The sequence below is a fragment of the Halarchaeum rubridurum genome (genome assembly GCF_014647115.1).
Lineage (GTDB): Archaea > Halobacteriota > Halobacteria > Halobacteriales > Halobacteriaceae > Halarchaeum > Halarchaeum rubridurum.
Map to the genome: position 1 here is coordinate 21,494 of NZ_BMOO01000011.1, position 9,060 is coordinate 30,553.

9 protein-coding genes are annotated in these 9,060 nt (G+C 70.9%); 3 read left to right on the forward strand and 6 right to left on the reverse strand.

The genetic code is table 11. The annotated features are described in order from the left end of the window. Position 1 precedes the first annotated feature (1 nt). The 3 genes from IEX84_RS13985 to IEX84_RS13995 are packed head-to-tail and all read right to left on the reverse strand — an operon-like array spanning position 2 to position 3,940. On the reverse strand, positions 2-1,021 hold the full coding sequence (locus IEX84_RS13985; RefSeq protein ID WP_188873174.1) for an ABC transporter ATP-binding protein: 1,020 nt from the start codon (positions 1,019-1,021) through the stop codon (positions 2-4). Next, positions 1,018-2,832: an ABC transporter permease gene (locus IEX84_RS13990; RefSeq protein ID WP_188873175.1), complete on the reverse strand. Its 1,815-nt coding sequence runs from the start codon at positions 2,830-2,832 to the stop codon at positions 1,018-1,020. Before IEX84_RS13990 ends, IEX84_RS13985 begins: the two co-directional genes overlap by 4 nt. A gap of 4 nt (positions 2,833-2,836) precedes the next feature. Then, positions 2,837-3,940, reverse strand: a complete 1,104-nt coding sequence (locus IEX84_RS13995; RefSeq protein WP_188873176.1) for a thiamine ABC transporter substrate-binding protein — start codon at positions 3,938-3,940, stop codon at positions 2,837-2,839. Positions 3,941-4,141: 201 nt separating this feature from the next. On the opposite strand from IEX84_RS13995, the gene IEX84_RS14000 reads away from it, so the two are divergent. Further along, positions 4,142-5,134: an AI-2E family transporter gene (locus tag IEX84_RS14000; protein WP_209590463.1), complete on the forward strand. Its 993-nt coding sequence runs from the start codon at positions 4,142-4,144 to the stop codon at positions 5,132-5,134. A gap of 11 nt (positions 5,135-5,145) precedes the next feature. On the opposite strand, the gene IEX84_RS14005 is transcribed toward IEX84_RS14000, so the two are convergent. Then, a complete protein-coding gene (locus tag IEX84_RS14005; RefSeq protein WP_188873177.1) occupies positions 5,146-5,982 on the reverse strand; it encodes a sulfurtransferase in 837 nt (278 codons plus the stop codon). 240 nt (positions 5,983-6,222) lie between these two features. Between IEX84_RS14005 and IEX84_RS14010 the strand changes: the two genes are divergently transcribed. Together IEX84_RS14010 and IEX84_RS14015 are read left to right on the forward strand one after the other, a co-directional pair. Beyond that, a complete protein-coding gene (locus IEX84_RS14010; protein WP_188873178.1) occupies positions 6,223-7,089 on the forward strand; it encodes a sulfurtransferase in 867 nt (288 codons plus the stop codon). A 129-nt stretch (positions 7,090-7,218) separates the two neighbouring features. Next, positions 7,219-7,851, forward strand: a complete 633-nt coding sequence (locus tag IEX84_RS14015) for a rubrerythrin family protein (protein ID WP_188873179.1) — start codon at positions 7,219-7,221, stop codon at positions 7,849-7,851. Here the strand turns inward: IEX84_RS14015 and IEX84_RS14020 are convergent. Both IEX84_RS14020 and IEX84_RS14025 read right to left on the reverse strand, forming a co-directional pair. Next, the gene (locus tag IEX84_RS14020; protein ID WP_188873180.1) at positions 7,848-8,060 is read right to left on the reverse strand and encodes a hypothetical protein; all 213 of its coding nucleotides are present in this window, start codon (positions 8,058-8,060) and stop codon (positions 7,848-7,850) included. The genes IEX84_RS14015 and IEX84_RS14020 overlap by 4 nt on opposite strands. A gap of 37 nt (positions 8,061-8,097) precedes the next feature. Next, positions 8,098-8,757 (reverse strand): metallophosphoesterase family protein, encoded by a 660-nt coding sequence (locus IEX84_RS14025; protein WP_188873181.1) that lies wholly within the window; start codon positions 8,755-8,757, stop codon positions 8,098-8,100. Positions 8,758-9,060 lie beyond the last annotated feature (303 nt).

The window sequence follows — 9,060 nt, forward strand, 5'->3', positions numbered from 1 at the left end:
GTCAGCGCTCCAGGACGACCGCGTCGTCCGGGTCGAAACCGAGCGTCACGCGGCCCGTCGGCGCGTCGTCGAGGCGCGCGACGACCGACCGGCCGTTCCAGTCGAAGTGCACCCTGTAGCCGTCGCCGAGGAACTCCGACTCCGCGACGCGCGCCTCGAAGCGATTGTGCGAGGCGTTCACGTCCAGCGATTCCGGCCGGATACAGCACGTCACCGCACCTCGGTAGTCGCCCGCGACGGTGAACGACGCGTCCCCGACCCGCACGAGAGACCCCCTCGTTTCCCCTCCAACCGCCCGCCCGTCGAGACAGTTGTTCTCGCCGAGGAAGGCCGCGACGAACCGCGTCTCCGGATTCTCGTACACGGATTCGGGGTCGCCGACCTGGGCGACGCGGCCGTCGTTCATCACGGCGAGTCGGTCGCTCACCGCGAGCGCCTCCGCCTGGTCGTGCGTCACGTAGACCGTCGTCACGCCGAGCTCGCGCTGGACGCGCTTGAGTTCGAGGCGCAACTCGTCGCGCAGGCGGGCGTCGAGCGCGGAGAGCGGTTCGTCGAGGAGGAGGACGTCCGGCGCGGGGGCGAGCGCACGGGCGAGGGCGACGCGCTGGCGCTGGCCGCCGGAGAGTTCGTCCGGGTCGCGTTCGCCCATCCCCGTCAGGTCGACGAGCGCGAGCAGGTCGTCGACGCGCTCCTCGACCGATTCCCCCGCGGGCGGGTCGAAACGCAGCCCGTAGGCGACGTTCTCGCGCACCGTCATCGTCGGGAAGAGCGCGTAGTGCTGGAAGACGACGCCGACGTTCCGGTCCTCCGGGGGGACCCCGGAGACGTCGGTGCCGTCGAAGCGCACCGCGCCCGCGTCCGGGGTTTCGAGGCCCGCGATGCAGCGCAGCGTCGTCGTCTTCCCGCATCCCGAGGGGCCGACGAGCGTGAAGAACTCGCCGTCGCGGACGGTGAGGTCGACCCCGCGCAGCGCGACCGCGTCGCCGTACGCCCGCTCGACGTCGGCGAGTTCGAGGCTCATCGCCCCCACCGCCCGCCGAGGCGTTCGACGACGACGAAACTCGCCGCGGTGACGACGAGGAGGACGGTCCCCATCGCGGCCGCGGGACCGAGGTACGGCCCGACGGAGGGGTTCGAGAGGTAGCGTTCGAGGGCGACCGGCATCGTGTACGACGCCCCGTCGCGCGCGAGGACGATAGTCGCGTTGAACTCGCCGACGCTGATGGCGAAGGCGAACGCCGCGCCCGCGACGACGCCCGGCGCGACGAGCGGGAGAGTGACGTCCCGGAACGCCCGCGCCGGCCCGGCACCGAGGGTGCGCGCGGCGGCGACGAGGTCGTCCTCGACGCGCGCGAGCAGGGGCGCGACGTTCCGCACGACGAACGGGTAGCCCCCGACGGCGTGCGCGGCGACGATGGCGACGGGGCCCGTGACGGAGAGGTGATACCCCAGGATATCGATGCCGAAGACGAGGCCGCGCAGGAGCCCGATTCCGGTGACGACGCCGCTGACCGCGAGCGGGGCCATCAAGAGCGCGCCCGTGACCCGCCGCAGTCGCCCGCCGCCGCCGGTGACGACGGCGACGCTGACCCCCATCGGGACGGCGAGCGCCACCGCGCCGACGGCGAACAGGAGGCTGTTGGAGACGGCGACCGTCGGGCGCGCGCCGCCGCTCCCCAACTGCTGGGCGAGGAGGAACGCGTAGTTCGCGGCCGAGAGCGACCCCCCACGGGTGAGGCTCTCCGCGACCATGCTGGCGAGCGGGCCGACGTAGAGGACGAGGGCGACGCCCGCGTACGCGAGCGCGAGGAGGCGACCGGCGCTCGGCGGACCGACGAGCGGGACGCGCGGGACGGACGCGGCCGCGGTGTCGCGCCCCCCGCGGCGCTCGGCGCGCAGGTAGACGTAGGTGAGCGCGAGCGTGACCGCGGCCTCGAGAACCGCGAGCGACGCCGCCTCCCCGAGCCGGAGGTCGGAGGCGAGCGAGTAAATCCACACCTCGACGGTGGCGAGGCGCAGCCCCCCCAGCGCGAGGACGATGGGAAACGCCATGAAGTCGAAGACGAAGACGAGGAGGACGCCCGCGAGGAAGGAGGGGAGGAGTTGGGGAACGACGACGTCGAGGACCGCCCGCCAGCGCGGCGCGCCGAGGGTGCGGGCGGTCTCGACCGCGCGGACGTCGACGGTCTCGGCGGCGGCGACGACGAAGCGCGTGACGAGCGGCGCGTTGTAGAAGGTGAGCGCGGCGACGACGATGGGGAGGCCGAAGGCGACGTCCACGCGGAGCCCGAGGAGGCCGAGGACGTCGTTGAGCGCGCCGTTCGTCCCGAACATCGTCGTGAACCCGACCGCGACCATGATCGCGGGGAGGACGAACGGCACGACGGTGAGCGAGCGAATCGTCTCTCTCCCCCTAAACTCGTAGCGCGCGAGGACGTACGCGCCCGGGAGGCCGACAGCCACGGCCCCCGCGGTGCCGAGGAGCGCGAGGTACGCGGTGAACCCGAAGAGGCCGGTGCGAACGGCGGGGAACCCCGCCTCGACCCACGCGACGAGTCCGCCGGGGACGCCCGCGGGGTCGGCGAGCGTGCCCGCGAGCGCGCCGAAGTAGAACGGGTCGGTGAGCGTCGCCCACAGCGGCGCGAGCGACGGGTCGCCCCCTCGGGTGAACGCCGCGACGAGCACGGTGCCGACGGGGTAGTAGAAGACGACGAGGAGCACGCAGCAGGTGGCGAGGAACGCCCCGCGTGCGCCGATCGCGTCTGCGACGCCGGCCGCGCGCGACCGGACGGCGGCGAGGCGGCTCGGCGTCGTGCGGTCGGTCGAGACCACCGTGTCAGTGCTGCGCGACCAGCCGCGACCACTGTTCGACCCACTCGGAGACGTGCCCCGCGAGGTCGTCGTACGTGAGCGTCACCGGCGTCGGCGGCGTCTTCGCGTACTCCGCGTAGGCGCCGGAGAGCGACCCGGTCGTGGTCGCGGGGAACTGGTAGTTGCGCTGCGGGACGACGTCCTGGGCGGCCGGCGAGAGCACGAAGTCGACGAACGCCCGCGCGAGGTCGGGGACGTCGCTGTCCGCGAAGACGGCCATGCTCTCGGGGTTCGCGTACCCCTCGCCGTTCAGGAAGACGATCTCGTAGGCGTCGAGGTCCCGCCCCTCGTTCGCGGCGTACACCTGGTCGTTCGAGTAGGAGACGACCATCGGGGCCTCCCCCGCCGTGTAGGCGTTGTACGCCGCCTGCCACGTGTCGAGGACGCGGACGTCGTTGTCGAGGAGGTCGCGCCAGTAGTCGAGGTAGCCGTCCGCGCCCTTCTCGTGGACCGTGTGGAGGAGGAAGGCCTTCCCCGTGTCCGAACTCTGGGCGTTCTCCGTCAGGAGGTCGCCCCGGTAGCGCGAGTCGAGCAGGTCGTCGAACGTCTCGGGCAGGGTGTCGAGCGTCGTCGCGTCCACGACCGGCGTGATGTACCCCGTGTCGTAGGGGAGCGCGCGCCCCTCGGGGTCCACCGTCAGCCCCTCCTTCACGTCGCCCGCGTGCGAGAGGTCGTCGCCGACCGTTTCGAACAGCGGCGCGTCGAGTTCCCGGTCTATCAACACCAGCTCGTCCGTGTTCAACCCGACGTAGACGTCCGCCTCGATGGCCGCACCCCGGCGCTTTCGCTGGACGTACTCGGTGACGTTCGACGACCCCGAAGAGGGTGTCGTCCACTCGACGGTGACGTCGTCGTGTGCGGCCTCGAACTCGCGTTTGAGCCACGCGCCCGGCGACCCCTCGCCGTCGACGTACGAGGGGTAGGTCGCCACGGTGAGCGTCCGCGTCCCGGACGCCGACCCCGCCGTCGCGTTCGTCTCCTCGCCCCCGGTATCACCGCCGCCCGCACACCCCGCGAGGGCGACGACCCCCGTCGCGCCGGCCGCCCGCAGGTAGTGGCGTCGTTTCACTACGTCGTGGTCACACTCGGTGGTACTCGTAGCTGTCGGTCCGGGCTGCCGCTCCGCGCCGCCCCACGCCCGCGGCGCCGACCTCGCTTCCCCCGTCGGTCGCACGCGTCGGGCCACACGCCTCGGTCGCACGCGTCGGCTCGGGTCCCTACATTCGGGTTCCGCGGTGCGCTTTTACCCCCGCCCGTCGAACCCCCGTCCGTGCCGTACGCCCGCCGCACCGTCCTCATCGCCCTCCTCGTGCTCGTCGCCGCGCTCGCGTTCGTCGTCCTCGCGGGCGTCCTCGGGACCGTCGTCTTCGCCACCACGGTCGCCTACCTTCTCGTCCCGCTCTACTACCGGGTGGAGGACCGCGGGCTCGACCCCTGGTGGGCGGCCGCCGCGACCGCCGTCGGTGCCGCCGTCGTCTCGCTCGTCCCCGCCGGCGCGTTCGCCTACCTCCTCTACGTCCGCTCCAGCGGCGTCCTCGCGTTCGTTCGCGCGCTCCCCGACGCCTTCGACGTCACCGTCGTCGGCGTCGCGTTCACCGTCGACGTCTCGACGCTCACCGCGACCGCCGAAGGCGTCTTCCGCGACACCGCCCTCTCCGTCCTCGGCGCGCTCCCGGTCCTCGGAATCAAGTTCACCCTCTTCGCCGTCCTCGTCTTCGGCCTCCTCGTCGCCCACGAGGACGCCGAATCGGCCGTCCTCGCCGCCGTCCCCCTCCGCTATCACGACGTCGTCGCGGCGCTCTCCGGCCGCGCGCGCGAGACGCTCTACGCGATATACGTCCTCCAGGCCGCAACGGCCCTCGTCACGGCAGCGGTCGCCGTCCCCGTCTTCTGGGCGCTTGGCTTCACCTACCCCGTGACGCTCGCGCTCGTCTGCGGCGTCCTCCAGTTCCTCCCCGTCGTCGGGCCGAGCCTCGTCGTCGTCGGCCTCGCGCTCTACCGGGCGAGCGTCGGCGACGTGACGGGTGCACTCACCGTCCTCGTCGTCGCCGGCGCGCTCGTCGCGTGGCTCCCCGACCCCCTCGTCCGTCCCCGCCTCTCGCGCCACACCGCGCGCATCCCCGGGAGCCTCTACTTCGTCGGCTTCACCGGCGGCCTCCTCACCGTCGGCGCGCTCGGCGTCATCGTCGGCCCGCTCGTCGTCGCGCTCCTCGTCGAGACGGTCTCGCTGCTCGCCGACGAGGAAGGGAAGTACCGGAGTTGAGGTACCAGGGGTCAGTCGTCCGCGTTCGCGTCGCCGCTCGCCCCCTCGACGCTCACGTCGCCGTCCGCGTCCCCGGTTTCGAGCGGCCGGTCGGCGTCCTTCCACTCCGTGAGGCTCCCCTCGTAGAAGGAGACGTCCGGGTAGCCGAGCCACCGGAGGACGACGAAGGTGTGACTGATTCGGCGCGCGGTGTTGCAGTAGAGCACGACGTGCTTCTCGGGCGTGACGCCCTTCTCGGCGAAGAGCGCCTCGACGTCCGCGCGCGCCTTCAGCCCGCGCGTCTCCTCATCGACCACCTCCTTCCAGTCGAGGTTCACCGCACCCGGGATGTGGCCCTCGGCGTACTCCGCGGGTTCGCGCGTGTCGACGACGACCGTGTTCTCGGCCTCGGTCGCCGCCGCGACCTCGTCGATCGTGACGAGCGGCGACTCCGTGGGGCGCTCGACCGCGTACGTCGTGGTCTCGACGTCGGGCTCGTCCGTGCTCGTTTCGTGGCCCTGCATCCACGCCGAGTAGTCGCCGTTGAGCAGGCGGAGGTCGTCGTGTCCGTAGAGCAGCGCGGTGACGAGGAAGCGCGCCGCGAACACCCCGTGCGTGTCGTCGTACGCGACGACCGTCGTGTCCGCGTCGATTCCGCACTCCCCGAGGAGCGTCGCCCACTCGTCCTCCGGCGGGAGCATCCCCTCCTCGCCGCCGCCGCGAAAGGCGTCGAAGGGAACGTTGACCGCGCCCGGGACGTGGCCGATGCCGTCGTACTCCCACGCGTCGCGGACGTCGACGACGACGACCCCCGGCTCTGCTCTGTGCGCGTCCAGCCACTCGGCGGAGACGATGACGTCCTCGTCCATCGCGCCGACCTACGCCGCCCGAGTGGATACCGCTTCGGGTCCCACGTCGTCCCACGCGCCGAACGCGGGCGCCCGACGCCGCTCACAGAAACGAGCAACAACTGCTGCTTCCGGGGGCAGGTGGCCACACGTGCGACCCTCCTCGCACCGAGTAACGGCAATATCTGCGCGAAATCGGAAGGTGCGGGGGAACCTGCGAGGGCACGCAGGATTATATGTGTGGGGTCACAATCGGTGAATATGGTAGACGACGACTACGCCAACGACGTGCTCGTCAGCGCAGGGTGGGTCGAAGACCACCTCGACGAGTTCCAGTCCGACGACCCCGAGTATCGACTCGTCGAGGTCGACGTCGACACCGAAGCCTACGAGGACGAACACGCACCCGGCGCAATCGGGTTCAACTGGGAGACGCAGCTCCAGGACCAGACGCAGCGCGACATCCTTTCCAAGGAGGACTTCGCGACGCTGCTGGGCGAACACGGCATCAGCGACGACTCCACGGTCGTCCTCTACGGCGACAACTCCAACTGGTTCGCCGCCTACACCTACTGGCAGTTCAAGTACTTCGGCCACGAGGAGGTCTACCTCCTCGACGGTGGCCGCGACTACTGGCTCGACGAGGGCTACCCGACCACGGACGAGGTCCCGGACTTCGACTCCGTGAACTACACGCCGCGCGGCCCCTTCGAGTCCATTCGCGCCTACCGCGACGACGTCGAGAACGCCATCGACCGCGGCATCCCGCTCGTCGACGTTCGCTCGCCCGAGGAGTACAGCGGCGAGATTCTCGCGCCGCCGGGACTGCAGGAGACCGCCCAGCGCGGCGGCCACGTCCCCGGCGCGAAGAACGTCTCGTGGGCCGCGACGGTCCAGGAGGACGGCCGCTTCAAGTCCAAGGAGGAGCTCGCGGAGCTCTACGAGGACGAGGGCGTCACGAACGACCAGGAGGTCGTCGCCTACTGCCGCATCGGTGAGCGCTCCTCAATCGCGTGGTTCGCGCTCTCCGAACTCCTCGGCTACGACGACGTCACCAACTACGACGGCTCGTGGACCGAGTGGGGCAACCTCGTCGACGCCCCCATCGAGACCGGCAGCGGCGAGTAACACGGGTCGCCCGTCGATACCGAGTTTACCTTCCTCCGTTTTTCACGAACGGACAGCGGCCGCGCCGGGACTCCCGGTCCGGCGGCCGGTGACGGTGGGTATTAGGCTTCCCGCGTGCAAGTCGCGTCCATGACGCCAGACGAGTTCGTCGAGGCCGTCCGCGACGACAACGACACCGCGCTCAGCCGACTCGGCTCCTCGAAGTCACTCTACGCCGCCACCGGTGGCGAACTCGAACCCGACGAGGTACTCCGCGCCGCCGCGGACGCCGAGCACGCCGCCGCCGAGACGTTCGCCGACTGGGCCGCCGACGAGGGCACCGACACCCCCGCTGGTGAGACGTTCGCCGACGCCGCCGACCAGGAACGCGAGCACTACGAGACCGTCCTCGGCGAACTCGACGACCACGACCCCTCCGGGGAACCGTCCGCGATGCAGGCGTTCCTCCGCGACCTCGATACGACCGTCGAACGCGCCGGCGGCATGATCGGGCGCATCCTCGCCACCGAGAAATCCAAGGAGCAGTACACGGGCTTCTTCACCGGGCAAGCCGACCCGATGACCGCCAGCACGTTCCGCGGGCTCAAGGACGACCTCGACGGGCAACTCGACGCCGCGACAGCCCTCCTCGCGGAGGTCTGTGCCGACGAGGACGACTGGGACGCCGCGAAGGCCGCCGCCGACGCCGCGATTCAGGCCGCCTACGAGGAGTACACCGAACAGCTGGAGTCGATGGGCGTCAACCCCAAACCCGTCTGCTAGCTCCCCCCGTTTTCGCCGTCTCGCTCTCCCGGCCGCACCTCCGGCGTCGGTTCTCTCTCACTCGTCTCTCCCCACGTGACGAACAGGACGACGGGGCCGCCGACGCCGAACAGGACCGCACCGACCGGACCGAGGAGAGCGAATCCGAGTGTCGCACCCACGAGGAGCGCGACGAGCGAGAGAGCCCCGTAGACGAGCGGCCGGCTCACGACGGCGTACCCCGCGCCCTGCGACGTGCTGTCCCGTTCATCGCCCCTCGCGGAGCCGACTCCCCGTTCCCTCCGGGAGTCCCGCGTCCGCCACGGCGTCGACGACCCGCTCCACGTCGTACTCCACGCGGCGCTCCTCGACTTCCTTCTCGTCCAGGTCGACTATCGCGTACGCGGCGCGCGGGTCGCCGTCGCGCGGCTGACCGACGCTCCCCGGATTCACCACGAGACCGTCCCCGAACGCACGATGCCCCTGGACGTGCGTGTGTCCGAGGACGAGCACCTCCTCGTCTCCGAGGAGCGCCGGCGAGAACTCCCGCGGGTACGTGTAGTGGTCGACCCGCTCGGGGTGGTCGTGGACGACCTTCACGCGCCCGTCGCACGCGACGCGCTCACGGGGGAGTGACTCGACCCACTCGCGGCCCGCCGCGTCGAGCAGCTCGCGGGCGTGCGCGATACCCGCCGCCGCCATCCCGTTCGCCCCGAAGTTTCGCCCTGACGCGAGCATCCGGTCGTGGTTCCCCATCACCGTCGGGACGTCGCGCTCGCGCAGGAGTTCGACGCACCCCGCGGGCCACGGGTTGTAGCCGACGACGTCGCCCGCACAGAGGAGTCGGTCCACGTCCGGCATGTCCGTCAACACCGCCTCCAGCGCCACCCGGTTCGCGTGGACGTCCGAGAGCAACCCGATACGCATACCGAGGCGTACGGCCCGACCGCGCAAAAACGTCCGCCCCGCCACCGCACCCGGATTCCTGGCGAACGTTCATCCCGTGACTCGCCATCCCGAAGCGGGGGTCGGTTCGACGGGCTTTTATGTACCCCGGCATTCTGAATGAATGCGAACGACGTGACGTGGCCCGGTTCACCCGGCGCCACCGACGAACGCCCACCGGTCGTCGCGGACCTCCCTCCACGACGCGACTCGCTTTGAGCGAGTGTGGTTCGAGGGGGTTAAGTGTCCGGGGAGATTTGGTGGGAATACGAACGTCGTCTTGGA